This is a genomic window from Pseudomonas sp. Pseusp88, assembly GCF_047303955.1.
Taxonomy (GTDB): domain Bacteria; phylum Pseudomonadota; class Gammaproteobacteria; order Pseudomonadales; family Pseudomonadaceae; genus Aquipseudomonas.
The window spans coordinates 60,484-86,789 of the sequence record NZ_JBGLYM010000007.1 but is presented as its reverse complement, the minus strand read 5'-3'; the positions used below and the strand labels follow the sequence as shown (position 1 = coordinate 86,789).

21 protein-coding genes are annotated in these 26,306 nt (G+C 59.5%); 3 read left to right on the top strand and 18 right to left on the bottom strand.

The genetic code is table 11. The features are described from left to right. Nucleotides 1-238: 238 nt before the first annotated feature. From tilS to rpsB, 18 genes are all read right to left on the bottom strand, one after another. Nucleotides 239-1,555, bottom strand: coding sequence for a tRNA lysidine(34) synthetase TilS (tilS, locus tag ACCD02_RS11655; protein WP_413301506.1), 1,317 nt, complete (start codon nt 1,553-1,555; stop codon nt 239-241). Nucleotides 1,556-1,692: 137 nt separating this feature from the next. Next, nucleotides 1,693-2,640 carry an acetyl-CoA carboxylase carboxyltransferase subunit alpha gene (locus ACCD02_RS11650; protein WP_413301503.1) on the bottom strand — a complete coding sequence of 316 codons (948 nt, stop codon included), beginning with the start codon at nt 2,638-2,640 and terminating at the stop codon, nt 1,693-1,695. Between the two features lie 117 nt (nt 2,641-2,757). Further along, on the bottom strand, nt 2,758-6,276 hold the full coding sequence (gene dnaE / locus ACCD02_RS11645) for a DNA polymerase III subunit alpha (RefSeq protein WP_413301501.1): 3,519 nt from the start codon (nt 6,274-6,276) through the stop codon (nt 2,758-2,760). Nucleotides 6,277-6,359: 83 nt separating this feature from the next. Further along, a complete protein-coding gene (gene rnhB / locus ACCD02_RS11640) occupies nt 6,360-7,001 on the bottom strand; it encodes a ribonuclease HII (RefSeq protein WP_413301847.1) in 642 nt (213 codons plus the stop codon). A gap of 11 nt (nt 7,002-7,012) precedes the next feature. Then, entirely contained in the window at nt 7,013-8,152 is a 1,140-nt protein-coding gene (gene lpxB, locus ACCD02_RS11635) for a lipid-A-disaccharide synthase (RefSeq protein ID WP_413301499.1), read from the bottom strand. A 2-nt stretch (nt 8,153-8,154) separates the two neighbouring features. Continuing rightward, complete coding sequence (gene lpxA, locus ACCD02_RS11630; protein ID WP_413301497.1) at nt 8,155-8,931, bottom strand: acyl-ACP--UDP-N-acetylglucosamine O-acyltransferase; 777 nt, start codon at nt 8,929-8,931, stop codon at nt 8,155-8,157. Next, nucleotides 8,928-9,368: a 3-hydroxyacyl-ACP dehydratase FabZ gene (gene fabZ, locus ACCD02_RS11625; protein ID WP_413301495.1), complete on the bottom strand. Its 441-nt coding sequence runs from the start codon at nt 9,366-9,368 to the stop codon at nt 8,928-8,930. The genes lpxA and fabZ overlap by 4 nt, the downstream gene beginning before the upstream one ends. Nucleotides 9,369-9,479: 111 nt before the next feature. Continuing rightward, the gene (gene lpxD, locus ACCD02_RS11620; RefSeq protein WP_413301493.1) at nt 9,480-10,535 is read right to left on the bottom strand and encodes a UDP-3-O-(3-hydroxymyristoyl)glucosamine N-acyltransferase; all 1,056 of its coding nucleotides are present in this window, start codon (nt 10,533-10,535) and stop codon (nt 9,480-9,482) included. A 2-nt stretch (nt 10,536-10,537) separates the two neighbouring features. Further along, on the bottom strand, nt 10,538-11,041 hold the full coding sequence (locus tag ACCD02_RS11615; protein WP_259109912.1) for an OmpH family outer membrane protein: 504 nt from the start codon (nt 11,039-11,041) through the stop codon (nt 10,538-10,540). Nucleotides 11,042-11,085: 44 nt separating this feature from the next. Next, on the bottom strand, nt 11,086-13,470 hold the full coding sequence (gene bamA / locus ACCD02_RS11610; RefSeq protein WP_413301490.1) for an outer membrane protein assembly factor BamA: 2,385 nt from the start codon (nt 13,468-13,470) through the stop codon (nt 11,086-11,088). Nucleotides 13,471-13,544: 74 nt separating this feature from the next. Then, the gene (rseP, locus tag ACCD02_RS11605) at nt 13,545-14,897 is read right to left on the bottom strand and encodes a sigma E protease regulator RseP (RefSeq protein ID WP_413301488.1); all 1,353 of its coding nucleotides are present in this window, start codon (nt 14,895-14,897) and stop codon (nt 13,545-13,547) included. A 111-nt stretch (nt 14,898-15,008) separates the two neighbouring features. After that, nucleotides 15,009-16,199, bottom strand: coding sequence for a 1-deoxy-D-xylulose-5-phosphate reductoisomerase (gene ispC, locus ACCD02_RS11600; RefSeq protein ID WP_413301486.1), 1,191 nt, complete (start codon nt 16,197-16,199; stop codon nt 15,009-15,011). Continuing rightward, nucleotides 16,196-17,011, bottom strand: coding sequence for a phosphatidate cytidylyltransferase (locus ACCD02_RS11595; protein ID WP_413301484.1), 816 nt, complete (start codon nt 17,009-17,011; stop codon nt 16,196-16,198). The genes ispC and ACCD02_RS11595 overlap by 4 nt, the downstream gene beginning before the upstream one ends. Continuing rightward, nucleotides 17,011-17,766, bottom strand: coding sequence for a polyprenyl diphosphate synthase (uppS, locus tag ACCD02_RS11590; protein WP_413301482.1), 756 nt, complete (start codon nt 17,764-17,766; stop codon nt 17,011-17,013). Before uppS ends, ACCD02_RS11595 begins: the two co-directional genes overlap by 1 nt. Before the next feature lie 16 nt (nt 17,767-17,782). Next, nucleotides 17,783-18,340, bottom strand: a complete 558-nt coding sequence (frr, locus tag ACCD02_RS11585) for a ribosome recycling factor (protein ID WP_413301480.1) — start codon at nt 18,338-18,340, stop codon at nt 17,783-17,785. Next, on the bottom strand, nt 18,337-19,080 hold the full coding sequence (pyrH, locus tag ACCD02_RS11580; RefSeq protein ID WP_259109926.1) for a UMP kinase: 744 nt from the start codon (nt 19,078-19,080) through the stop codon (nt 18,337-18,339). Before pyrH ends, frr begins: the two co-directional genes overlap by 4 nt. 206 nt (nt 19,081-19,286) lie before the next feature. Beyond that, entirely contained in the window at nt 19,287-20,156 is an 870-nt protein-coding gene (gene tsf / locus ACCD02_RS11575) for a translation elongation factor Ts (protein WP_413301478.1), read from the bottom strand. A gap of 191 nt (nt 20,157-20,347) precedes the next feature. Further along, complete coding sequence (gene rpsB, locus ACCD02_RS11570; RefSeq protein WP_413301476.1) at nt 20,348-21,088, bottom strand: 30S ribosomal protein S2; 741 nt, start codon at nt 21,086-21,088, stop codon at nt 20,348-20,350. 301 nt (nt 21,089-21,389) lie between these two features. Between rpsB and map the strand changes: the two genes are divergently transcribed. The 3 genes from map (at nt 21,390) to dapC (ending at nt 26,204) form a co-directional block, all read left to right on the top strand. Then, nucleotides 21,390-22,175, top strand: coding sequence for a type I methionyl aminopeptidase (gene map / locus ACCD02_RS11565; protein ID WP_413301474.1), 786 nt, complete (start codon nt 21,390-21,392; stop codon nt 22,173-22,175). Between the two features lie 81 nt (nt 22,176-22,256). Further along, nucleotides 22,257-24,956: a [protein-PII] uridylyltransferase gene (locus tag ACCD02_RS11560; protein WP_413301472.1), complete on the top strand. Its 2,700-nt coding sequence runs from the start codon at nt 22,257-22,259 to the stop codon at nt 24,954-24,956. Nucleotides 24,957-25,010: 54 nt separating this feature from the next. Continuing rightward, nucleotides 25,011-26,204, top strand: coding sequence for a succinyldiaminopimelate transaminase (dapC, locus tag ACCD02_RS11555; protein ID WP_413301470.1), 1,194 nt, complete (start codon nt 25,011-25,013; stop codon nt 26,202-26,204). The last annotated feature ends 102 nt before the right edge of the window (nt 26,205-26,306 follow it).

Here is a 26,306-nt window from a genome sequence, read left to right as displayed (position 1 = left end):
GCGGTCAGAGCCGCCGGGGAAAGCGAAGGAAGGCCGAAGCCCCCGATAACCGGTACAACTCACAGTGCACTCCCGAAATTGCTGCGTTGAACCTGACAGGCCGATGAAAGCCGTCGATGCGCGCCACATTTTTAGAATCGCCGAGTAAAGCTGGCTGGAAATCGGCAACTGCTGTCGATCCAAAAGAATCCACAGAAGCTGTATCAAGAAGGGAGCGTAGTCTACCGGAAAGGCGCTTTCAGCTCAAACCTTGATCGTTCGTCGGCGGCTGCCAATGAAAACTCCATGCGCCGAGGGCTCTGCCATCGAGTCCGGGCAGGTTCGCCACGGCGATCAAGCGCTCGCCTTCATACAGCAGCGGCAAACGGTCGCGGACGAACAACGGTATGCCCTGTTCGTTGAGCAAGCGCTTGAGATCCCGGTGCCCGCGAGTCGGCAGAGCCATGATTTCACCGCCCTGGCGATAGCGCACCTGCAGCGCCGCAGCGGGCTGGTCACCTTCGATAAAGACCTGGCCGTTACCCGGCAGCATCAGGGCAGTCTGTTGATCTGGCCACTGCAGAGATCCAGCCACTGGCCGCAGCCAGGCACCAGATAGCCACCACAATCGCCCACCGACACGATGCAGCTCACCATCGCCCAGACGCCATACCGGCCTGCCCTCCTGCCCTGCATCGCGCAGGCTTAGCCAGCCGGCCCAATGTTCGCTGTCTGGCATTTGCGTCAGGGGCCGCAGCCAATGACGCAGGAGATTGCGCTGGCGCCGATCAGACAAATCGACCAACGGTTGCATGGCCAGGGAAGGCAGAGGCAACCAGGGCCAGGAAGATTCGCTGCGGGCACGGTCGATATCCAGCTCGGCCAGTTCGTCGAGCAGTTCCTGCGCCTCACTCAGATGCGCAGCAGCCCGGGCCATGCTCGCACTCGCCTGGGGCCAGCGGCCAGTGATGGCGGGCATGACCTGATGACGCAGGTAATTGCGCGCATAGTGGGGGTCGGCATTGCTGGGGTCGTCGATCCAGCTCAACTGGTACCGCCCGGCATAGGCGAGCAACTCGGCCCGGGAAATATCCAGCAAAGGTCGCACCAGGCTGCCCAGGCCCAACGGGCGATGGATCGGCATTGCCGCCAGTCCGCGAACACCCGCGCCGCGCAGCAGGCGAAACAACAGGGTTTCGGCCTGATCGTCACGATGCTGGGCCGTCAGCAGCACCTCGCCAGACGCCAACAGGGACCGGAACGCCCCGTAGCGAGCCTCCCGCGCCGCCCGTTCCACACTCGCTCCGGGCTGCACCTGTACACGAATGATCTGCAAGGGCACGCCCAGAGCATCACAGACCGTCTGACAATGTCCCGGCCAGGCATCAGCCGCCGCTTGCAGGCCATGATGGATATGCACGGCTTTGATCGGGATTTCGCATTGGGTTTTGAGCAAGTGCAGCAGGACGGTGGAATCGAGGCCACCGGAGAAGGCGATGTAGAGCGTCGAAGCGCTTTGCCAGGGAGTCAGTGCATTGAGCAGGCGCAATGCCAAAGGATCAGGTTGCTTGCCCATGACATACCTGCATGCGTGGAAGATGCTTTTGTGGGACCGGCTTCAGCCGGGAAGACAACGGAGCAGACGATAGAAATCTATCGATTGCGCCTGCGCATTCCCGGTTAAAGCCGATCCCACATCAGATCACCTACAGATCAGAGACCGTAGCTCATCAGCCGCTCATAGCGACGGGCCAGCAGCGCGTCGTTGTCGAACTTCTTGAGCATGGCCAACTGGCTGATCAGTTCCTGGCGAATGGTCGCCGAGGCCAGTACCGGGTCACGGTGAGCGCCGCCGACCGGCTCGCCGATCACCTTGTCAACGATGCCCAGGCCTTTCAGGCGATCAGCGGTGATGCCCATGGCTTCGGCAGCATCCGGAGCCTTCTCTGCGGTTTTCCACAGGATCGAGGCGCACCCTTCCGGCGAGATCACCGCGTAGGTGGAATATTGCAGCATGTTCAGCTGGTCACAGACGCCGATGGCCAATGCGCCTCCGGAACCACCCTCACCGATAACGGTGGCGATGATCGGGGTTTTCAGGCGGGCCATGACGCGCAGGTTCCAGGCAATCGCTTCACTCTGGTTGCGCTCTTCGGCGTCGATCCCCGGGTAAGCACCCGGGGTGTCGATGAAGGTCAGGATCGGCATCTTGAAGCGCTCGGCCATTTCCATCAGGCGGCAGGCCTTGCGATAGCCTTCAGGACGCGGCATGCCGAAGTTGCGACGCACTTTCTCGCGGACTTCACGGCCTTTCTGATGGCCGATCACCATGACTGGCTGGTCGTCCAGACGGGCAACGCCGCCGACAATTGCCGCGTCATCGGAGAAGTGACGGTCACCGTGCAGTTCGTCGAACTCGGTGAAGATGTGTTCGATGTAGTCCAGGGTGTAAGGGCGACGCGGATGACGCGCCATGCGCGCGATCTGCCAACTGGTCAGGTTGCCGAAAATGCTTTCGGTGAGCGTATTGCTCTTCTCTTGCAGACGAGAGATTTCATCGCTGATGTTCAGCGAGTTGTCATTACCAACCAGGCGCAGCTCTTCGATCTTGGCTTGCAGGTCAGCGATCGGCTGTTCGAAATCCAGAAAATTCGGGTTCATAGGCATCCGTCTTGGGTCGACGGCCAGGCGGCCGACCGGTTGATCCGTAAGCGCCTTACCTTAAGGAAAAGGCGCATTCAGGTCGAGATTAAAAAATTCAGGGCTGAGGATAAGCGTTCAGCGATACTGGAGGAAGACGTTCTCACGTCCAAACTGGTCACGCAGTGCCTGAATCAGGCTATCTGCGGGATCAATTCGCCACTGTTCACCGAATTGCAGCAACGCTCGGGCATCCGGCCCCGTGTAATCAAGGGTGATCGGGCAAGCGCCGCGATGGCTCTTGCACAAGTCACCCAGCCAGCGCAGGCGATCACCTTTCAAGGCCTCGGCACGCACCGTCAGGCGCAGGCTTTCGGCCAGATTGGTACGGGCATCCTCGATGCTCATCACCCGCTTGGCGCGCAGACGCAGGCCGCCGGAGAAGTCATCGTTACTGACTTCGCCTTCGACCACCACCATGGCGTCGGTCTGCAGCAGCGAGCTGGCAGTATGGAAAGCCTCGGCAAACAATGACGCCTCGATCCTTCCGGAGCGGTCGTCGAGGGTGATGAACCCCATCTTGTCGCCCTTTTTGTTCTTCATCACGCGCAGGGCAATGATCAGGCCCGCCACGGTCTGGGTATCCCGGGCCGGCTTGAGGTCGATGATGCGCTGGCGGGCGAAACGACGAATCTCGCCTTCGTATTCGTCGATGGGGTGACCGGTCAGGTACAGCCCCAGGGTTTCTTTCTCACCGCGCAGACGATCCTTGAGACTGATCTCCCGGGCCTTGCGGTGGTTGGCGTAGACATCAGCATCTTCTTCGACGAACAGGCCGCCAAACAGGTCAGCGTGACCGCTGTCATGGCTACGGGCGGTCTGCTCGGCAGCCTGAATGGCTTCTTCAAGGGCGGCCAGCAGCACACCGCGATTGCGGTCGATATTAGCCTGATAAGCTTTGGGCTCGGTTTCGAAGTACGGCCCCAGCACGTCCAGGGCGCCACTACGGATCAGGCCGTCGAGGGTGCGCTTGTTGACGCGCTTGAGGTCGACACGGGCGCAGAAGTCGAACAGGTCCTTGAACGGCCCGGCCTGACGCGCCTCGCTGATGGCTTCGACCGGGCTCTCGCCTACGCCCTTGATCGCGCCGAGGCCGTAGATGATGCGACCGTCTTCGCTCACCGTGAATTTGAATTCCGAGGCGTTGACGTCCGGCGCGTCGAGACGCAGCTTCATGGTGCGCACTTCCTCGATCAAGGTCACGACCTTGTCGGTGTTGTGCATATCCGCCGAAAGTACCGCCGCCATGAACGGCGCCGGGTAGTGGGTCTTCAACCACGCGGTCTGGTAGGAAACCAGGCCATAGGCAGCCGAGTGCGACTTGTTGAAGCCGTAACCGGCGAATTTCTCTACCAGGTCAAAGATGTTACCTGCCAGATCGGCGTCGATATTATTGGTCGCGCAACCTTCGATGAAACCGCCGCGCTGCTTGGCCATTTCCTCGGGTTTCTTCTTACCCATGGCCCGGCGCAGCATGTCTGCACCGCCAAGGGTGTAACCCGCCATGACCTGGGCAATCTGCATCACCTGTTCCTGATACAGGATGATGCCGTAGGTCGGTGCCAGTACTGGCTTGAGGCCCTCGTACTGGTAATCGCTGTGCGGGTAGGCCAGTTCGGCGCGACCGTGCTTGCGGTTGATGAAGTCGTCCACCATGCCCGATTGCAGCGGACCGGGACGGAACAGCGCCACCAGTGCGATCAAGTCTTCCAGGCAGTCGGGCTTGAGCTTTTTGATCAGCTCCTTCATGCCCCGTGATTCAAGCTGGAATACCGCAGTGGTTTCAGCTTTCTGCAGCAACTGGTAGGTCGGCGCGTCATCCAGGGGGATGAAGGCGATATCCAGCGGCTCCTGATCGACCTTGGCGCGGTCACGGTTGATGGTCTTGAGCGCCCAGTCAATGATGGTCAGGGTGCGCAGGCCGAGGAAGTCGAACTTCACCAGGCCTGCCGCCTCGACGTCATCCTTGTCGAACTGGGTCACCAGGCCGTCACCGGCCTCGTCGCAATAGATCGGTGAGAAGTCGGTGAGCTTGGTCGGCGCAATGACCACACCGCCGGCGTGCTTGCCGACGTTACGCACCACGCCCTCGAGCTTGCGTGCCATCTCCCAGATTTCTGCCGCCTCTTCGTCGACCTTGAGAAAGTCGCGCAGGATCTCTTCCTGCTCGTAGGCCTTCTCCAGGGTCATGCCGACCTCGAAGGGAATCATTTTCGACAGACGGTCAGCCAGGCCATAGGACTTGCCCTGTACCCGCGCCACGTCCCGCACCACCGCCTTGGCCGCCATGGAACCGAAGGTGATGATCTGGCTGACCGCGTTACGCCCGTATTTCTCGGCCACGTAATCGATCACGCGGTCACGACCGTCCATGCAGAAGTCGACGTCGAAGTCGGGCATGGAAACCCGTTCCGGGTTCAGGAAGCGTTCGAACAGCAGGTCATATTCCAGCGGATCGAGGTCGGTGATCTTCTGCACATAGGCCACCAGCGACCCGGCACCCGACCCACGGCCAGGACCGACCGGTACGCCGTTGTTCTTGGCCCACTGGATAAAGTCCATCACGATCAGGAAGTAACCGGGAAAGCCCATCTGGATGATGATATCCAGCTCGAAATTCAACCGGTCGACGTAGACCTGGCGCTTGGCGTCGTAGTCCTCGGTGGTGTCCTTGGGCAACAGCACCGCCAGACGTTCCTCCAGACCGTCGAAGGACACCTTGCGGAAATACTCATCGATGGTCATGCCATCGGGAATCGGGAAGTTGGGCAGGAAGTGGGTGCCCAGCTTGACGTCGATATTGCAGCGCTTGGCGATTTCGACGGTATTTTCCAGCGCCTCGGGCAGGTCACTGAACAGCTCGGCCATTTCCTCGGCGCTCTTGAGGTACTGCTGGTCGCTGTAGTTGTGCGAGCGGCGCGGGTCGTCCAGGGCGCGGCCTTCACCGATGCAGACGCGGGTTTCGTGGGCCTCGAAATCTTCCTGCTTGATGAAGCGCACATCGTTTGTGGCCACCAGCGGCGCACCATGGCGATCGGCCAGAGCTACGGCCGCGTGCAGATGCTCTTCATCGTTGACACGGTTGGTCCGCTGGACTTCCACGTAGAAACGATCAGGAAAGACCGCCATCCATTCTTTGAGCAGCTGGTCGGCGTCGGCCGGATTGGAGCCCAGCAGGGCCATACCGATTTCGCCCTCCTTCGCCGCCGACAGCATGATCAGCCCTTCGTTGGCCTCGGCAACCCATTCGCGCTCGATAATGATCTGGCCGTTACGCTGGCCGTCGATAAAGCCACGGGAAATCAGCTCTGTCAGGTTGCGATAGCCTTGCGGGTTCATCACCAGCAGGCTGATACGCGAGAGGGTTTCCTGATCCTTGCCCAACAGCCACAGGTCGGCGCCACAGATCGGCTTGATCCCGGCGCCCATGGTGGCTTTGTAGAATTTGACCAGCGAACACATGTTGTTCTGATCGGTCACGGCCACCGCAGGCATATTCAGGCCTGTCAGGGCCTTGACCAGGGGCTTGACCCGGACCAGACCGTCGACCAGCGAGTATTCGGTGTGCAGGCGTAGATGAACGAAAGAAGCCGGCATGGTGATCCTATAGCGCTAGAACACAAAAAACGAAGGCAGGGATTGTACCGGGACGAACGGCTTGTGTGCTCGCGTCCGTCAGGTCAGCCCAGGAGCAAATCCGTAGCAAGCACCTGGCCCATGGATTCGCGCGCTTCATAGGCTGCGCGGACAGGGCCGAACGAACGCCGATGGAGGGGCGTCGGCCCCAGGCGCGCCAAGGCTTCCAGGTGCACTGGCGTCGGGTAACCCTTGTGCCCGCCAATGCCGTAGCCCGGATAAATCAGCTCGAAGGCTGCCATTTCCCGGTCGCGGCTGACTTTGGCCAGAATCGATGCCGCAGCAATCGCAGGCACCTTGCCATCACCCTGAATCACCGGGGCGCTGGGCACCGAGAGCTTGGGGCAGCGGTTGCCGTCGATCAGCGCCAGCTTCGGCGTAATGCTCAGGCCTTCCACGGCGCGTTGCATGGCCAGCATGGTTGCATGGAGGATATTCAGACGATCGATTTCCTCGACCTCGGCCCGGGCAATGCACCAGCACAGGGCCTTCTCCATGATCTCGTCGTAGAGCTTGTCGCGCTTGGCTTCGGTGAGCTTCTTCGAGTCGTTGAGACCGAGGATCGGCCGGTTCGGATCGAGGATCACCGCTGCCGTGACCACCGCGCCGCACAATGGGCCGCGACCGACCTCATCGACACCGGCTACAAGCTCTTCGACCAGACTGAAATCCAGGCCCATTTGCATTGATCGTGTACTCATAGTGAAGACGATTGGCCCAGCAGGCCCAGTACGGCATCAGCAGCCTGGTTTGAGGCATCACGACGCAGGGTGTGCTGCAACTCGGCAAAACCGTTGGTCTGCGCCCGGCCGTCATCGAGTAACGGCAGCAAAGTTTGCGCCAATGCATCAGGCGTGGCCGCGTCCTGCAATAACTCAGGAACCAGAAGGCGTTGGGCCAGCAGGTTGGGCAGGGAAACGTAAGGACTTTTGACCAGGCGCTTGAGAATCCAGTAGGTCAACGGCGCCAGGCGATAGGCAACGACCATCGGCCGCTTGTACAGCAGCGCTTCCAGGGTCGCAGTGCCCGAGGCGATCAGCACCGCATCGCAGGCCGCCAGGGCCACGTGGGAGCGGCCATCGAGCAACATCACCGGCAGATCCCGGCCTTGCAGCTGCTGTTCGATCTGCGCACGGCGGTGGTTATTGGCGCAGGGCAGAACAAAACGGATGCCGGGCCGCTGCGCCAGCATGCGCTGGGCGGCGTCGAAAAACAGCGTACCCAGGCGACCGACTTCACCACCGCGACTGCCCGGCATCAGCGCCACGACAGTCCCGTTGCCCAGGCCCAGCTCGGCACGGGCGGCCTCACGATCGGCCTCAAGGGGAATAGTGTCGGCCAATGGGTGACCGACAAAACGCACCGGCACGCCCTTCTCTTCGTAGAAACGTGCCTCGAACGGCAGCAGGGTCAGCATGAGATCGCAGCCTTCGCGAATCTTCAGCACCCGCTTCTGCCGCCAGGCCCAGACCGACGGGCTGACGTAGTGCACGGTCTTGATTCCGGCCTGACGCAGCTTGAGTTCGACGTTGAGAGTGAAATCGGGGGCATCGATGCCGATGAAGACATCCGGCTTTTCAGCTATCAGGGTCTCGATCAGCAGCTTGCGCCGACCCAGCAGCTCGCGCAGGCGGCCAAGCACCTCGACCAACCCCATGACAGACAGACGCTCCATGGGAAAATAAGAGGCCAGGCCTTCGGCTTCCATCAACGGACCGCCGACGCCAATAAATTCGATAGCAGGATGACGGGCCTTGAGCGCCCGCATCAGACCGGAACCGAGGATATCCCCCGACGCCTCACCGGCAACCAGGGCGACACGCAGTACGTTCGTCATGGTCAGCGGGTGATGCCGCGGGTCGAACACTGGATGGACTGGAGAAACACAGCGACTTCGGGGTACTGCGCAGCAGGTTCGGCAAGTTCGGCAATCGCCTGATCGACCGTAAGGCCCTGGCGATAGACCACTTTATAGGCTCGACGCAGTGCATGAATGGCTTCTTCGCTGAAACCACGGCGACGCATGCCTTCGAAGTTCATGCTACGCGCTTCCGCCGGGTTGCCGAATACGGTAACGAACGCCGGAACATCCTTGCCGATGGCCGTGCCCATGCCGGAAAAACTATGGGCGCCGATGTGGCAGAACTGGTGAACCAGGGTAAAACCGGAAAGAATCGCCCAATCATCGACGTGCACGTGGCCGGCCAGCGCGGTGTTGTTGACCAGGATGCAATGGTTGCCGATGACGCTGTCATGACCGATATGGGCATAGGCCATGATCAGATTGTGGTCACCCAGGGTGGTTTCAGCACGGTCCTGAATGGTGCCACGGTGGATGGTCACACCTTCGCGGATGATGTTGTGATCGCCGATCACCAGGCGCGTTGCTTCGCCCTTGTACTTGAGGTCCGGGGTATCTTCACCCACGGACGAAAACTGGTAGATACGGTTGTGCCTGCCAATTTTCGTCGGGCCACGAAGAATAACGTGCGGCCCGATGACCGTACCCTCGCCAATTTCCACATCGGCTCCGATGATCGACCACGGGCCGACCTCGACATCGTCAGCCAGGATGGCTGTCGGATCGATGATTGCGCGAGGGTCAATCAAACTCATAGTTTACGTTCCGCACAGATGATTTCTGCGGAGCATACAGGTTTGCCGTCGACCGAGGCCTGGCATTCGAACTTCCAGATCTGGCGCTTGCAGCTGATGAACCTGGCTTCCAGGATCAACTGGTCGCCCGGCGTTACAGGCTGGCGGAAGCGCAGCTTGTCGGAACCGACGAAGTAGTAAAGGGTGCCGTCAGCCGGTTTCACGTCCAGCATTTTGAAACCGAGAATACCGGCAGCCTGGGCCATCGCTTCGATGATCAGTACGCCCGGCATGATCGGGTGCTGAGGGAAGTGGCCGTTGAAGAAAGGCTCGTTGATGCTGACATTCTTGTAGGCACGAATGCTTTTGCTCTCGACATCCAGCTCCACCACGCGATCCACAAGCAGGAACGGGTAGCGATGAGGCAGGTATTCGCGAATTTCTGTGATGTCCATCATTTCGAGGGGAAGCCTGTAGTAAAGATTGGGAGTGCGCGACGCACGCGCAGCATTCCTCTGCATATCAAGGGCGCCGCTTATCGACTGATCGCACCTGATATGAAAAAAGTATCAGCCATCTGATGAAACCTGAGCGCCTGAGGTCACTGTCTCGACAATCTTTTCCAGTTTCTGCAGTCGTCGCGCTGTTTCATCAAGTTTACGGATGCGTGCAGCACTTTTACGCCACTCGGCCGCCGGTTGCATCGCCGTACCCGAGGAGTAAGACCCTGGTTCGGTAATCGAATGGGTGACCATGGTCATGCCGGTGATAAACACGTTGTCGCAGATCTCGATATGCCCGACCAGACCGACACCGCCTGCGAGCATGCAATGCTTGCCGATTTTGCTGCTGCCGGAGATACCGACACAGGCCGCCATGGCCGTGTGGTCACCAATCTGCACGTTGTGGGCAATCTGGATCTGGTTGTCGAGCTTCACGCCATTACCGATGCGGGTATCGGCCAGCGCGCCGCGGTCGATGGCGGTATTGACGCCAATTTCGACGTCATCGCCAATCAACACACCGCCGATCTGGGCGATTTTCTGCCAGACACCTTTCTCGTTGGCGAAACCGAAGCCCTCGCCGCCCAGCACCGCTCCGGACTGGATCACCACACGTTCACCGATGCGCACATCGTGGTAGAGGGTCACGCGCGGGGCCAACCAGCCACCGGCGCCGATTTCACAGCGGGCACCGATAAAGCAGTGGGCACCGATGGTCACCCCTGCGCCAATCCGGGCGCCGCTTTCGATCACGGCAAAGGCACCGATACTGGCTGCAGGATCAACCTGGGCATCCGCCGCGATCACCGCCGTCGGATGCACACCGGGTGCAGCCTTGGGCTTGGGATCGAACAGATGGGAAATCCGCGCATAGGCCAGATAGGGATCAGGCACAAGCAAAGCATCCCCGGCAAAACCTTCAGCATCGGCAGGCTTGAGCAAGACAGCTGCGGCATGGGTTTCGGCGAGGAATTTGCGGTACTGCGGATTGGCCAGGAAGCTGACCTGATCCGGGCCGGCCTCTTGCAGAGTCGCCAGCCCGGTGATGTCCCTGTCCGCCGCGCCACGGAGAGTGGCGCCGAGGAACTCGGCCAATTGGCCGAGCTTGATGGTTGCGCTCATGATTACTTCAGCTGGTTCATGCGCTCGATGACCTGGCGGGTCACGTCATACTGAGGCTTGACGTCGATCACCGCACCGCGCTCGAACACCAGGTCATAGGCGCCTTTCTTGATGACTTCTTCTACGGCCTGGTCCAGCTTCGGCTTGAGTTGCTTGAGCATTTCACGGTCAGCAACGGCTTTGGCTTCGTTCAGTTCCTTGGACTGGAACTGGAAGTCGCGGGCCTTTTGCTTGAATTCAAGCTCCAGGCGCTCACGCTCAGGCTGGGCCATCTTGTCGCCACCGGCAACCAGACGGTCCTGAATGCCCTTGGCGCTGCTTTCCAGGGTTTTCAGCTTGTTCAGTTGCGGGCCGAATTTTTTCTCGGCGTCCACGGCGTAGGCCTTGGCTGCGTCGGATTCAAGCAAAGCCATCTGGTAGTTCAGTACCGCGATTTTCATGTCGGCAAAAGCCGGGGTCGCTGCCAGAACAGTTGCCAGCAGTACCAATTGAGTCAACTTACGCACAATACAACTCCTACGGAATTCGTTGTCATTATCAGGTCAGACACTTAGAAGGTCTGGCCCAGGGAAAATTGGAACACTTGGGTTTCGGCTTCGTTGTCCGGCTTCTTCACCGGCATGGCCAGGGCGAAGCTCAACGGACCAAGCGCAGTGATCCAGGTCACACCTACACCCACGGAACTGGCCAGGCCGGAGAGGTCAACGTTGCTGCACTTGACCTTTTGGTTCTCTGCGGTAGTGGAGGACTTGCAGTTGCTGTCAAAGACGTTACCCACATCCCAGAACAACGAAGTGCGCAGGGAACGCTGATCCTTGATAAATGGCAGCGGGAACATGACTTCCACACCACCCTGCACCAGAACGTTGCCACCGAACGGCAGTGGATCCTGGTCCGGGTCAGCCAGAGTACCTGGCTTACCGCCATTAGCCGCGCCACGACTCGGCGTACTGCGCGGCCCCAGGGTGCTGTCCTTGAAACCACGAACCGAGTTGAAACCACCGGCATAGTAGTTTTCATAGAACGGCAGGCCCGAGGTGGAACCGTAACCGTCGCCATAACCCAACTCGGTATGCAGACGCAGGGTGTAGTCCGAGGTGATCGGATGGAAGTACTGGGCGCGGTAGTCGAGCTTGTAGAACGACAGGTCGCTGCCCGGAATCGTGGTTTCCAGCACCAGGCTCTGCGAGTGACCACGGGTCGGCAGGGTACCCTTGTTCAGGGTCGACTCGGACCAGCCGGCCGACGCCTTGAAGTTGGTGTACGAATTGCCTTCCTTGTCGACGAAATCGAAAATTTCGTCGACGGTGTAGGTACCGGTCTTGATCTGGTCGTGCTGCACGGTCAGGCCGAAGTTCAGGCGCGAGGTCTCGTTGATCGGGTAGCCCAGGCTGACACCGGCACCGTAGCTGTCGACCGCATAGCTCGCGACGTCAACGTCGAGGTCTTTATAGTCAGTGGTGCGATAGAAGGCGTTGTAGCCCAGGCTCACACCGTCCGGCGTGAAGTACGGGTCCACGTAGCTGAAGTTGTAACGACTCTGGTATTCGCTGCGGGTCAGGCCGATGCTGACCTTGTTACCGGTACCCAGGAAGTTGTTCTGGCTGATCGAACCACCAAGGATCAGGCCCGCGCTCTGGGCGAAACCGACGCTGGCAGTGATAGAACCGGACGCCTGCTCTTCAACCGCGTAGTTCACGTCAACCTGGTCGTCAGTACCCGGAACCGCCGGTGTTTCCACCTTCACTTCCTTGAAGAAGCCCAGGCGATCAAGACGGGTCTTGGACTGGTCGATCAGGTAGGTCGAAGCCCAGCCACCTTCCATCTGGCGCATTTCACGACGCAGCACGTCGTCCGCCGTCTTGGTGTTGCCACGGAAGTTGATGCGGTTGACATAGGCACGCTTGCCCGGATCGACACCGAAGGTGATATCGACCGTGTGGTCTTCGTCGTGCGGAGTCGGCACGCCGTTGACGTTGGCGAAGGTATAGCCTTCGTTACCCAGACGACGGGTGATCAGTTCCGAGGTGGTGGTCATCAGCTTGCGCGAGAACACCTGGCCCGGCTTGACCAGCAGCAGGGACTTGACCTGATCTTCCGGCACTTTCAGGTCACCGCTCAGGGCAACCGACTTGACGGTGTATTTCTCGCCTTCGTTGACGTTGACCGTGATGAACACGCTCTTCTTGTCCGGCGAAATCGAAACCTGGGTCGAGGCAATATCCATATTGATATAGCCGCGATCGAGGTAGTAGGAACGCAGACGTTCCAGGTCACCAGAGAGTTTTTCCCGGGCGTACTTGTCGTCGTTCTTGAAGAAGGAAAGCCAGTTGGTGGTCTTGAGCTCGAACAGACCGATCAGGTCTTCGTCCGGGAACACCGAGTTGCCCACCACGTTGATGTGCTGGATAGCGGCCACGGTGCCTTCGTTGATGTCGATCTTCAGGCCCACGCGGTTACGCGGCTGCGGTACGACTTCGGCTTTTACCTCGGCCGAATAACGACCTTGCGCCACGTACTGGCGTTGCAGTTCGTTACGTACGCCTTCGAGGGTCGCGCGCTGGAAGATCTCGCCTTCGGCGAGACCCGACGACTTCAGACCTTTCATCAGGTCTTCTGTGGAGATTGCCTTGTTACCGTCGATTTCAATGCTCGAAACCGAAGGTCGTTCGACCACGGTGATGACGAGAACATTGCCATCGCGGCCGAGCTGGATATCTTGAAAGAACCCGGTTTTAAACAGCGCACGAGTGGCCTCGACCAGACGACTATCATCCGCTTGCTCACCCACGTTCAGCGGCAATGCGCCAAAGACACTGCCGGCGGAAACCCGCTGGAGGCCATTGACCCGGATATCGGAGATAGTGAAGGACTCGGCGTGAACTTCAGCGATCATCAGTACGGCGAGAACCGCAGTTAGCAGCAGACGTTTCATGAAGTCCTTTCTTATTCCAACTGGCAATAAACAAACTGCCGCAAAATGCGGCAGGTTCGCAACACAGCGAAGCTTTATAGTCGGCCCAGATCGTTGACCAGTGCGAGCAACATCACGCCCACCACCAGACTGATACCAATCTGAACCCCCCAACCCTGTACTCTTTCCGAGAGCGGGCGACCACGCGCCCATTCAATCAGATAGAACAAAAGATGCCCCCCATCCAACACAGGAATGGGCAGCAGATTCAGAACCCCCAGGCTTATGCTCAGGTAAGCAAGGAAATTCAGGAAATCACCAATGCCTGACTGGGCCGAAGCGCCCGCCACTTTAGCAATGGTTATCGGTCCACTCAAGTTTTTTACCGAGAGCTCGCCGAACAACATTTTGCGCAATGAATCGAGGGTCAGCACACTCATGGTCCATGTGCGCCTGGCTCCCTCTGCCACGGCGGCCACAGGGCCATAACTGACCTCGCGAAGCATCTGCGGCGGCCAGTCAACCGGCTTGACGCCAGCGCCCATATAACCGGTTGCGGCCTTGCCCTCGCCGTGTACGGCCAGGGTCAGAGGCACATCGAACTGTGCACCGTCACGCTCGACTCGCAGCGTGACCTTGGTATTGGGACGCTGACGTACCCAATCGACAATCTGTTGCCACTCATCGACCCCATGGCCATCGAGCATCACCAGGCGATCACCGGCTTTCAGGCCGGCAGCCTGGGCCGGGCCTTGCGGATCGAGTTCGGCCAGCACCGGTGCCAGCGCCGGACGCCATGGGCGAATGCCCAGGGACTTGATCGGATCCGGCTCGTCAGCCCCCTTGAGCCAGTCATTCAACTGCAGGGTGTGGGGCGTAGCCACCGTCGAACCCTGATCCTGCGTCATGACCGCTATCGAACCGCTTTCACCGAGCCGCCTGACCAGTTGCAGATTCACCGCCGCCCAACCGCTGGTCGCTTCACCGTCGATCGAGACGATTTCCTGACCACTGCTCAACCCGGCCTGCTGGGCGATACTGCCCGGCTCGACCGCACCGATCACCGGACGCACCTGTTGGCTGCCCAGCATCGCCAGCACCCAGAAGAAGGCAATGGCAAGCAGGAAGTTGGCAACCGGCCCGGCGATCACGATGGCAATACGCTGATACACCGTCTTGCGGTTGAAGGTCTGGTCGAGCAGTTCGACAGGCACTTCGCCCTCGCGCTCGTCGAGCATCTTGACGTAGCCACCCAGAGGAATGGCCGCCACTACATATTCGGTGCCCTGGCGATCATGCCAGCGCACCAGCGGCGTACCGAAGCCGACAGAGAAACGCAACACCTTGACGCCACAACGCCGGGCCACCCAGAAGTGACCAAATTCGTGAAAGGTCACCAGCACACCCAAAGCCACCAGGGTGCCGACAATCATATAGAGCGCGCTCATCAACTTTCTCCGGGGCACTGATTCATGGGGGTCAGCAAGGTGGAAGGCAATGGAGGCTACCCTGCCCCCCCTGACCTTGCACAACAACCAGCCCAGTCACCGTCTGTTTACTTACCGCCCGTTACGACCAAGCCACTGCTCGGCCAGCACGCGCGCTTTTGAGTCCACTTCGAATACCGTCTCCAGCTCATCCAGTGCAATGACCGGCTGCCGATCCAGAACGTCCTCGATCATACTCGCGATCTCGAGATAACGGATGCGTCGATCGAGAAACGCTGCCACTGCCACTTCGTTTACCGCATTCAAAATCGCCGGAGCGCTGTTACCGGCCTCGGCGGCCTGACGGGCCAGACGCAGGCAGGGAAAACGCCGTTCGTCGGGAGCGTGAAAATCCAGCCGGGCAATGCCGAACAAATCCAGAGGCGCAACCCCCGAATCGATGCGCACCGGCCATGCCAGAGCGTTGGCGATTGGCGTACGCATGTCCGGGTTACCCAACTGGGCCAACACCGAACCATCGACATAATCGACCAGGGAATGAATCACGCTCTGCGGATGGATCACCACTTCGACCTGGGCCGGTCGCGCATCGAACAGCCAGCAGGCCTCGATCAGCTCCAGCCCCTTGTTCATCATGCTCGCCGAGTCCACGGATATCTTGCGTCCCATGGACCATACCGGATGGGCGCAGGCCTGCTCGGGCGTAACGTCATGCAATTCGGCCAGCGCTGTCTCACGAAACGGCCCGCCTGAAGCAGTCAGCAGGATTCGCCGAACACCCACGGCATTCAGGCCGCGGGAATAGTCAGCGGGCATGCACTGAAAGATTGCATTGTGCTCGCTGTCAATGGGCAGCAGTACTGCGCCATGCTGTCGCACGGCCTGCATGAACAGGCTGCCAGACATCACCAGCGACTCTTTATTGGCCAGCAACACCTTCTTGCCCGCCTCGACCGCCGCCAGCGTCGGCCGCAGCCCGGCCGCGCCGACAATGGCCGCCAGCACGGTATCGACCTGGGCATGCCGGGCGACTTCGCAAAGGCCTTCTTCACCGACCAGAACCCGTGTGTCCAGACCGGCAGCCACCAGATCATCCTGGAGCTTGCGCGCCACATCCTGGGTTGGCACCACGGCATAGCGCGGCACATGGCGCACACACAAGGCCAGCAGCTCTTTCAGGCGAGTGAAACCGGTGAGGGCAAAGACCTGATAGAGACTCGGGTGACGGGCAATGACATCCAGAGTGCTAAGGCCTACCGAACCAGTGGCCCCCAGAACGGTAATCTGCTGGGCACGACTCACAGAGCACCCCAGTTGGCAGCCCAGAGCAGTACGGCAAACACCGGAATGGCGGCCGTCAGGCTGTCGATGCGATCCAGCACACCGCCATGGCCCGGCAACAGATTACTGCTGTCCTTGATACCGGACTGACGCTTGAACATGCTTTCGGTCAGGTCGCCGACGACGGAAATAAACACCACCACCGCTGCACCCAGCAGGCCGAACAACAGCTCCGATGCCGACCAGTGGCGAAGCAGACCCACCACCAGGGTAATCATCAGGCTGGCGACCAGACCGCCATAAACACCTTCCCAGCTCTTGCCAGGACTGACCTTGGGCGCCAGCTTGCGCTTGCCAAAGGCCTTGCCGGAAAAGTAGGCACCGATGTCAGCACCCCAGACCAGCACCATGACAGCTAGGATCAGCCAGTTGCCCAGCGGCCACTGCTTGATCAAAACCAGCCCCTGCCAGGCCGGCAGGAGGATCAGCAGGCCGATCACCAGTTTGCTGGCAACACTGGCCCAGCGCTCACTGGAGGCCGGATAGGTCAATACCAGGTAGGTCGCCGCGACCCACCAGATCATCGCCCCCCCCAGCACCCATGGCGCCATCCCTGGCAGCAGGTTCAGCACAAACAGCAGCACCGCCACCAGTGCGGCATAGCCCAGGCGAGCCGGCTGAGCATTGAAACCGGCCAGACGTGCCCATTCCCAGGCACCCAGCGTGACTACCAGGCCGATAAACAAGGCAAAACCTGCGCCGGAGAGCAGGAAAAATCCACACAGCGCAATCGGCAGCAGAATAAGTGCCGTAATGATTCGTTGTTTCAGCATTAAGCCCGGGCTCCAGCTTCGACCTGCTCGCTCGTTTTACCGAAGCGGCGCTGACGCGAAGCGAAATCTGCCAGCGCGGCGCGCATGGCATCGTGTTTGAAGTCCGGCCAGAACAGGTCGGAGAAATACAGCTCGGCATAGGCCAGCTGCCATAGCAGGAAATTACTGATGCGGTGTTCCCCGCCCGTACGGATGCACAGATCCGGCAGCGGCAGATCGCCCGTCGCCAGACAGGTCTGCAGCAGTTCCGGGGAGATATCCTCAGGGCGCAAATGGCCCGCCTGAACTTCCCGGGCAAGTCGCTGGGCTGCCTGAGCAATATCCCACTGCCCACCATAATTGGCGGCGATTTGCAGGACAAAGCGGTTATTCCCCACTGTGGCCTGCTCCGCCTCACGCATCGCGGCCTGAAGCTCGGGGTGAAAACGCGAACGATCGCCAATGATGCGCAAGCTGATGTTGTTTTCATTCAGACGCCGTGTTTCACGGCGCAAGGCCGTGAAAAACAGCTCCATCAGCGCACCGACTTCTTCAGCCGGACGCTGCCAGTTCTCACTGGAGAAAGCGAACAAGGTCAGCACCTCGACCTTGGCCTCGGCACACACCTCGATGACCGCACGGACAGCGTCAACGCCCGCCTTGTGCCCGGCGACACCGGGCAGCAGGCGTTTTTTCGCCCAGCGGTTATTGCCATCCATGATGATCGCTACATGACGCGGCACTGATGTAAGTGCTGTCAGCTTTGTCTTTTCCATGAAAGCTTCCCGGCCCTTATACGGCCATCAGGTCCGCTTCTTTCACCTTGGTAGCCGCGTCGATATCTGCCTCAGCCTTGTCGGTCAGCTTCTGGATGTCGGCGGCTGCACGACGCTCTTCGTCTTCGCTGATTTCCTTGTCCTTGACCAGCTTCTTGATGTCGCCCAGTGCATCGCGGCGAATGTTGCGCACGGCAACACGGGCATCTTCAGCGGCACTGCGCGCCTGCTTGGTGAAGCCCTTGCGGGTTTCTTCAGTCAGGGCCGGCATGGAGATCAACAGCATCTCGCCGAGGTTGGTCGGGTTGAGGTTCAGGCCTGCGCTCTGGATCGCCTTGTCGACTGCGGCAAGCATGTTGCGCTCGAAAGCCACGACCTGCAGGGTCCGGGAGTCTTTCACGGTGACGTTGGCAACACCGCTCAAGGGCGTATCAGCGCCGTAGTAAGGCACCATCACGCTACCCAGAATGCTCGGGTGGGCCTTGCCGGTACGAATCTGACCAAATGCATGGTTCAGCGACTCGAGGGACTTCTGCATGCGCTCCTGAGCGTCTTTCTTGATTTCGTTGATCATTGTTGAGCTTCCTCGATCAGTGTTCCTTCAGCGCCACCATGCACGATATTCAGCAGGGCGCCGGGCTTGTTCATGTTGAAGACCCGCAGGGGCATATTATGGTCGCGGCACAGGCAGATAGCCGTGAGATCCATGACACCCAGTTTGCGATCCAGCACTTCATCGTAAGTCAGATGATCGAACTTCTCTGCATGAGGGTCTTTGAACGGGTCTGCGGTGTACACGCCATCGACCTTGGTTGCCTTGAGTACGACATCGGCGTCGATTTCAATGGCTCGCAGGCATGCTGCGGAGTCGGTGGTAAAGAACGGGTTACCGGTACCGGCGGCGAAAATCACCACCTCCTTGGAGTTGAGGTGACGCATGGCCTTGCGACGATCGTAGTGGTCGGTCACACCCACCATGGAAATCGCCGACATCACGATAGCCGAGATATTGGCACGCTCCAGCGCATCGCGCATCGCCAGGGCATTCATCACCGTAGCCAGCATACCCATGTGGTCACCGGTAACGCGATCCATACCAGCGGCACTCAGAGCGGCACCACGGAACAGGTTGCCACCGCCAATGACCAGGCCGACCTGGACGCCAATCCCCACCAACTGGCCGACTTCGAGCGCCATGCGATCCAGGACCTTGGGATCGATGCCGAACTCTTCAGACCCCATCAGGGCCTCGCCGCTAAGTTTGAGTAGAATGCGTTTATAGCGAGCCTGATGACCACTGCCCTGCTGAGCCATTGCGAATCTCTCCTGCGGCGTTTACTTGAAAAAAATCTTACAGGCTCTTTCAACCTGCGCTAACTCTAGCCTGACGCTGCTACAGCGTCACAAAGATGTCGCCTTGTAAGCTACATCTTCAGGGAAAACAAACACTTTTCCCTTTTGAAAAAGAGGCCGCGCGCGTGAGCGGGCAGCCTCTTCGGGTCGACAGTCGTAAAACCGTCTTACTGCTTGCTGGCAGCTACTTGAGCAGCGACTTCTTCAGCGAAGTTGTCAACTGGCTTCTCGATGCCTTCACCAACCTTGAAGTAGGTGAACGAAACGATTTCAGCGCCGGCTTTCTTGGCCAGATCACCAACCTTGATTTCAGGGTTCTTGACGAACGCCTGCTCAACCAGGCTCGCTTCGGCCAGGAACTTGGTGATGCGACCGCCCACCATTTTCTCGACGATTTCAGCAGGCTTGCCTTTGATCTTGTCTTCGTTCAACTGCAGGAAGACGCCTTTTTCGCGTTCGATGGCTTCGGCCGAAACTTCCGAAGGCAGCAGGAACTCAGGGTTGCTTGCCGCTACGTGCATCGCGATGTCTTTGGCCAGCTCAGCGTCACCGCCTTTGAGGACCACAACCACGCCGATCTTGTTACCGTGCAGGTAAGCATTGACCACATCGCCTTCGATGTTGGCCAGGCGACGGATGTTGACGTTTTCGCCGACCTTGGCAACCAGGGCGGTACGTGCGGACTCTTGCGCTTCGATCAGCGGAGCGACGTCGGTGACGTTGTCAGCGAAGGCTTTTTCCAGGCTGGCGGTCACGAAGTTCTTGAAATCGTCCTGCAGGGCCAGGAAGTCAGTCTGAGAGTTGACTTCGATGATGATGGCACGCTTGCCATCTTCGCTGACCTTGACGCCGATAGCGCCTTCAGCAGCAATGTTGCCTGCCTTCTTGGCGGCCTTGATTGCGCCCGAAGCACGCATGTCGTCGATGGCTTTTTCGATGTCGCCGCCGGCCTTGGTCAAGGCCTTTTTGCAATCCATCATGCCTTCGCCGGTACGCTCGCGCAGTTCTTTGACCAACGCTGCAGTAATCTCTGCCATTTTAAAATCCTCTTTGGATAGGTCTTAAACCATTCCACCCGCAATGCGGGCGTTCAAAATTCTTGAAAGCACAGGCTGACAGCCAAACATGACAACAGGGCCACGTTAACGTCAGCAACTGGTTTTCCAGGAGGCAAAAAGGGGGCCTAGCCCCCTTTTTGCGCACTGAGTAAGCGTCAGGCGCTAGCCTCTCAGCCTTCTACAGCAGCTGTTGGAGCTTCTTCGACGTAAACGTCGGTGCCGCCAGCAGTGTTGTTGCGACCACGGATAACAGCGTCAGCCATCGAACCCATGTACAGCTGGATAGCGCGGATTGCGTCATCGTTGCCCGGGATGATGTAGTCAACGCCTTCCGGGCTGCTGTTGGTGTCAACGACGCCAATGACCGGGATACCCAGTTTGTTGGCTTCGGTGATCGCGATGCGCTCGTGATCAACGTCGATGACGAACAGTGCGTCAGGCAGACCGCCCATGTCCTTGATACCACCCAGGCTACGATCCAGCTTTTCCAGATCGCGAGTACGCATCAGCGCCTCTTTCTTGGTCAGCTTGGCGAAAGTACCGTCTTCGGCCTGGATTTCCAGGTCGCGCAGGCGCTTGATCGAGGCACGGATGGTTTTGAAGTTGGTCAGCATGCCGCCCAACCAGCGGTGATCGACGTACGGCGAACCGCAACGTGCTGCTTCTTCAGCAACGATCTTGCCAGCGGAACGCTTGGTGCCGACGAACAGAATCTTGTTTTTGCCCTGAGCCAGGCGCTCAACGAAAGTCAGCGCTTCGTTGAACATAGGCAGGGTTTTTTCAAGGTTGATGATGTGGATCTTGTTACGCGCGCCGAAAATGTATTTACCCATTTTCGGGTTCCAGTAACGGGTTTGGTGACCGAAGTGCACACCGGCCTTCAGCATATCGCGCATGTTGACTTGGGACATGATAGTTCCTTGATAAGTCGGGTTAGGCCTCCACGTATCCCAATGACCAACCAGCGGCTCGAGCCGAAGGCACCCAGGTCATCGTGTCGACACGTGTGTGGGTTTGTGCTTTCACGGGCATACCCGGAAAGCGGCGCATTTTATACCACAAAAGGTTGGATAACGGAACACACAACGCAGACCTTGTGACCGCCAGATTACTCCTTATATAGAAGACACGATAATCACCCGTCGCCGACGGTCTGATAGAATCAGCGTTTTCCGTATTTGCCGCGTGCACGCCGCGCCCGAGAGAGTTTGTATGACCGTCACCCTCAAAACCCCTGAAGACATCGAAAAGATGCGTATCGCCGGTCGCCTGGCCGCCGATGTTCTGGAAATGATCGGTGCCTACGTCAAGCCTGGAGTCACCACCGACGAACTGGACCGCATCTGCCATGACTACATCGTCAACGAGCAGAAGGCCATTCCTGCGCCGCTGAACTACAAGGGCTTCCCCAAATCCATCTGCACCTCGATCAACCATGTGGTCTGCCACGGCATTCCCAACGAAAAGCCGCTTAAAGACGGCGACGTGCTGAACATCGACGTGACCGTCATCAAGGACGGCTATCACGGTGACACCAGCAAGATGTTCCACGTCGGCAAGGTCCCGGAGTGGGCCGAGCGCCTGTCGAAGATCACCCAGGAATGCATGTACAAGGGTATCGAGATGGTCCGTCCGGGCGCGCGCCTGGGGGATATCGGCGAAGTCATCCAGAAACACGCTGAAAAGAACGGCTTCTCGGTGGTCCGCGAATACTGCGGTCATGGCATCGGCAAGGTGTTCCACGAAGAGCCGCAAGTGCTGCACTACGGCAAGGCGGGTACCGGCATGGAACTGCAGGAAGGCATGACCTTCACCATCGAGCCGATGATCAACCAGGGCCGCGCCGAAACCCGCCTGCTGGGCGACGGCTGGACTGCGATCACCAAGGACCGCAAGCTGTCGGCCCAGTGGGAGCACACCATCCTCGTTACTGCCGACGGCTACGAGATTTTTACCCTGCGCAGCGACGACACCATTGCCCGCACCTCAGCGGCCTGATCGAGCGCAACGCCGGACGGCTGGCAGTCAACTGTCCGCCGCCCGCAACGCCGCCAGAGCGATATAAAGGAAAGCAGTTCCATGCCCCAGGTGGATCCCGATTTGTTCGACCGCGGCCAGTTCCAGGCTGAACTGGCCTTGAAAGCCAGCCCCATCGCGGCCTTCAAGAAAGCCATTCGCCATGCTCGCGACGTCCTTGATGAACGTTTCCGCTCGGGCCGTGAGATTCGGCGCCTGATCGAGGACCGCGCCTGGTTCGTCGATAACATCCTGCAACAGGCGTGGGACCAGTTCGACTGGAGTGAAGAAGCCGATATCGCCCTGCTCGCCGTGGGCGGCTACGGGCGCGGCGAATTGCACCCGTATTCCGATATCGACCTGCTGATCCTCCTCGACAGTGCCGATCACGAAGTCTTCCGCGATTCCATTGAGCGTTTTTTAACCCTGCTGTGGGACATCGGCCTGGAAGTCGGCCAGAGCGTACGCTCGGTCGACGAATGCGCCCAGGAAGGCCGGGCGGACCTCACCGTCATCACCAACCTCATGGAAAGCCGCACCATTGCCGGTCCCGAGCGCCTGCGCCAGCGCATGCTCGATGTCACCAGCACGGCGAACATGTGGCCGAGCAAGGAATTCTTCCTGGCCAAACGCGCCGAGCAGAAGACCCGCCACCACAAGTACAACGACACCGAGTACAACCTGGAGCCCAATGTAAAAGGCTCCCCCGGCGGCCTGCGCGATATTCAGACCATCCTCTGGGTAGCCCGTCGCCAGTACGGCACCCTGAATCTGCATGCCCTGGCCGGCCAGGGCTTTTTGCTTGAAAGCGAAAACAACCTGCTGGCCTCCTCCCAGGAATTCCTGTGGAAGGTGCGCTATGCGCTGCACATGCTTGCCGGACGCTCGGAAGACCGCCTGCTGTTCGACTACCAGAGCACCATCGCCGGGCTGCTGGGCTATCAGGACAGCGACGCCAAGCTGGCCATCGAACGCTTCATGCAGAAGTATTACCGCGTGGTGATGAGCATCGCCGAGCTCAGCGACCTGATCATCCAGCACTTCGAGGAAGTGATCCTGTCCGAGGACGGGAACGGCAATACCCAGCCGATCAACTCGCGCTTCCAGTTGCATGATGGCTATATCGAAGCGACCAACGTCAACGTGTTCAAGCGCACGCCATTTGCCATGATCGAGATCTTCGTACTCATGGCCCAGAACCCGGAAATCAAGGGTGTGCGTGCCGACACCATTCGCCTGCTGCGCGAACACCGCCACCTGATCAACGACGACTTCCGCAACGATATTCGCAATACCAGCCTGTTCATCGAGCTGTTCAAGTGCGAGATCGGCATTCACCGCAACCTGCGGCGGATGAACCGTTACGGCATCCTCGGCCTCTACCTGCCCGAGTTTGGCCATATCGTCGGGCAGATGCAGCACGACCTGTTCCATATCTATACCGTAGACGCCCACACCCTGAACCTGATCAAGCATCTGCGTAAGCTTCAGTACACCCAGGTGTCGGAGAAATTCCCGCTGGCCAGCAAAATCATGGCCCGACTGCCCAAGCCGGAGCTGATCTACCTCGCCGGGCTGTACCACGATATCGGCAAGGGCCGCGGCGGTGATCACTCGGAATTGGGCGCGGTGGACGCCGAAGCCTTCGGTATCCGCCATCACCTGCCGACCTGGGACACGCGCCTGATCGTCTGGCTGGTCAGCCATCACCTGGTGATGTCCACTACCGCCCAGCGCAAGGACTTGTCCGACCCGCAGGTGATCCATGATTTCGCCCAGTTCGTCGGCGACGAAACCCACCTGGATTACCTCTACGTGCTGACCGTCGCCGATATCAACGCGACCAACCCGACGCTGTGGAACTCCTGGCGCGCCAGCCTTCTGCGCCAACTCTATACCGAGACCAAGCGTGCTCTGCGCCGCGGCCTGGAAAACCCGGTCGATCGCGAAGAACAGATTCGCCGCACGCAGATCGCCGCCCTGGATATCCTCGTGCGCAACGGCACCGATCCGGACGATGTCGAGCAATTGTGGTCCGGCCTGGGCGACGACTACTTCCTGCGCCACACCGCCGGAGATGTCGCCTGGCACAGTGACGCGATCCTGCAGCAGCCCGTTGATGGCGGTCCCCTGGTGCTGATCAAGGAAACCACCCAGCGCGAATTCGAGGGCGCGACGCAGATCTTCATCTACGCCCCCGACCAGCACGACTTCTTCGCCGTGACCGTGGCGGCCATGGACCAGTTGAACCTGAACATCCATGACGCACGCATTATCACCTCCAGCAGCGCCTTTACCCTCGACACCTATATCGTTCTGGACAGCGATAACGGCTCGATCGGCAAGGACCCGGAGCGTATCGAACGGATCCGCAAAGGCCTGAGTGAAGCCCTGCACAACCCGGACGATTACCCGACGATCATCAAGCGCCGGGTGCCACGTCAACTCAAGCATTTCGCCTTCGCACCCCAGGTGACCATCCTCAACGATGCCCAGCGTCCGGTGACCATCCTCGAACTTTCGGCACCGGATCGCCCCGGCCTGCTGGCACGGATCGGCAAGATCTTCGTCGAGTTCGACCTGTCCCTGCAGAACGCCAAGATCGCCACTCTGGGTGAGCGCGTGGAAGACGTGTTCTTTATTACCGATGCCAACGGCCAGCCGTTGTCCGACCCGCAACTGTGCAGCCGCCTGCAGGACGCCATCGTTGAACAACTGAGTGTCAGCCAGGACCCCAGTGGCGAGATGCGCCTGAGTATTTGATTCGACTTGAGAGCGCCCCTTTACAAGGGCGCCGGCTATTGAGAACACACACCCATGAATGATGCCCTGCAAAACCTGCAACCCTACCCGTTCGAGAAACTGCGCGCCCTGCTCGGCAGCGTGACAGCCAATCCCGACAAGCGTCCGGTCGCCCTGTCGATTGGCGAACCCAAGCACCGCTCGCCGGATTTCGTCGCCAAGGCCCTGGCCGACAATCTCGATCAAATGGCGGTCTACCCGACCACGCTGGGCATTCCCGCCCTGCGCGAAGCTATCGCCAGCTGGTGTGAACGCCGTTTTGACGTGCCGACAGGCTGGATCGATCCGGCGCGCAACGTGCTGCCAGTGAACGGCACCCGGGAAGCACTGTTCGCCTTCACCCAGACCGTGGTCCAGCGCAGCGACGACGGTCTGGTAGTCAGCCCTAACCCGTTCTACCAGATCTACGAAGGTGCAGCCCTGCTCGCTGGCGCCAAGCCGCATTACCTGCCCTGCCTGGCCGAACACGGCTTTAATCCTGACTTCGATGCCGTTTCGCCGGATATCTGGAAGCGCTGCCAGATCCTTTTCCTGTGCTCGCCGGGCAACCCGACCGGGGCGCTGATTCCGCTGGAAACCCTGAAGAAGCTCATCGGCCTGGCCGACCAGTACGACTTCGTGATCGCCGCCGACGAGTGCTATAGCGAGCTGTACTTCGACGAAGACACTCCGCCGCCGGGCCTGTTGAGCGCCTGCGCCGCCCTCGGTCGCCAGGACTTCAAGCGCTGCGTGGTGTTCCACAGCCTGTCCAAGCGCTCCAACCTGCCGGGCCTGCGTTCGGGTTTCGTCGCCGGCGATGCCGAGATCCTCAAGGCCTTCCTGCTCTACCGCACCTACCACGGCTGTGCCATGCCGGTACAAACCCAGCTGGCCAGTATTGCGGCGTGGAACGATGAAGAGCACGTACGCGCCAACCGTACCCTGTACCGGGAAAAGTTCGACGCCGTATTGGATATACTCGCCCCGGTGATGGACGTGCAGCGCCCGGATGGCGGCTTCTACCTGTGGCCGAATGTCGGCACCGATGACGCCGCGTTCTGCCGCGACCTGTTCGTCGACCAGAATGTCACCGTGGTGCCGGGCTCCTATCTGTCACGGGAAGTCGACGGTTTCAACCCCGGCGCTGGCCGTGTGCGCATGGCACTGGTTGCGCCGCTGGCCGAATGCATCGAAGCGGCGGAAAGGATTCGCGATTTCGTCAGCAAGTAAGCGCGTGCCCTGCCGCAGCACGCAAGGTGCTGCGGCGCGGCGATAACTTTTGTATCAAGTCCGATACGAATCAGCCGATATCCCCTGAACTCATAAAAATCA

Excerpts from the sequence above, each read along its gene's own strand:
- tilS (WP_413301506.1), bottom strand. The coding sequence starts at position 1,555 with ATGGGCAAGCAACCTGATCCTTTGGCATTGCGCCTGCTCAATGCACTG.
- ACCD02_RS11650 (WP_413301503.1), bottom strand. The coding sequence starts at position 2,640 with ATGAACCCGAATTTTCTGGATTTCGAACAGCCGATCGCTGACCTGCAA.
- dnaE (WP_413301501.1), bottom strand. The coding sequence starts at position 6,276 with ATGCCGGCTTCTTTCGTTCATCTACGCCTGCACACCGAATACTCGCTG.
- rnhB (WP_413301847.1), bottom strand. The coding sequence starts at position 7,001 with ATGCAAATGGGCCTGGATTTCAGTCTGGTCGAAGAGCTTGTAGCCGGT.
- lpxB (WP_413301499.1), bottom strand. The coding sequence starts at position 8,152 with ATGACGAACGTACTGCGTGTCGCCCTGGTTGCCGGTGAGGCGTCGGGG.
- lpxA (WP_413301497.1), bottom strand. The coding sequence starts at position 8,931 with ATGAGTTTGATTGACCCTCGCGCAATCATCGATCCGACAGCCATCCTG.
- fabZ (WP_413301495.1), bottom strand. The coding sequence starts at position 9,368 with ATGATGGACATCACAGAAATTCGCGAATACCTGCCTCATCGCTACCCG.
- lpxD (WP_413301493.1), bottom strand. The coding sequence starts at position 10,535 with ATGAGCGCAACCATCAAGCTCGGCCAATTGGCCGAGTTCCTCGGCGCC.
- bamA (WP_413301490.1), bottom strand. The coding sequence starts at position 13,470 with ATGAAACGTCTGCTGCTAACTGCGGTTCTCGCCGTACTGATGATCGCT.
- rseP (WP_413301488.1), bottom strand. The coding sequence starts at position 14,897 with ATGAGCGCGCTCTATATGATTGTCGGCACCCTGGTGGCTTTGGGTGTG.
- ACCD02_RS11595 (WP_413301484.1), bottom strand. The coding sequence starts at position 17,011 with ATGCTGAAACAACGAATCATTACGGCACTTATTCTGCTGCCGATTGCG.
- uppS (WP_413301482.1), bottom strand. The coding sequence starts at position 17,766 with ATGGAAAAGACAAAGCTGACAGCACTTACATCAGTGCCGCGTCATGTA.
- frr (WP_413301480.1), bottom strand. The coding sequence starts at position 18,340 with ATGATCAACGAAATCAAGAAAGACGCTCAGGAGCGCATGCAGAAGTCC.
- pyrH (WP_259109926.1), bottom strand. The coding sequence starts at position 19,080 with ATGGCTCAGCAGGGCAGTGGTCATCAGGCTCGCTATAAACGCATTCTA.
- tsf (WP_413301478.1), bottom strand. The coding sequence starts at position 20,156 with ATGGCAGAGATTACTGCAGCGTTGGTCAAAGAACTGCGCGAGCGTACC.
- rpsB (WP_413301476.1), bottom strand. The coding sequence starts at position 21,088 with ATGTCCCAAGTCAACATGCGCGATATGCTGAAGGCCGGTGTGCACTTC.
- map (WP_413301474.1), top strand. The coding sequence starts at position 21,390 with ATGACCGTCACCCTCAAAACCCCTGAAGACATCGAAAAGATGCGTATC.
- ACCD02_RS11560 (WP_413301472.1), top strand. The coding sequence starts at position 22,257 with ATGCCCCAGGTGGATCCCGATTTGTTCGACCGCGGCCAGTTCCAGGCT.
- dapC (WP_413301470.1), top strand. The coding sequence starts at position 25,011 with ATGAATGATGCCCTGCAAAACCTGCAACCCTACCCGTTCGAGAAACTG.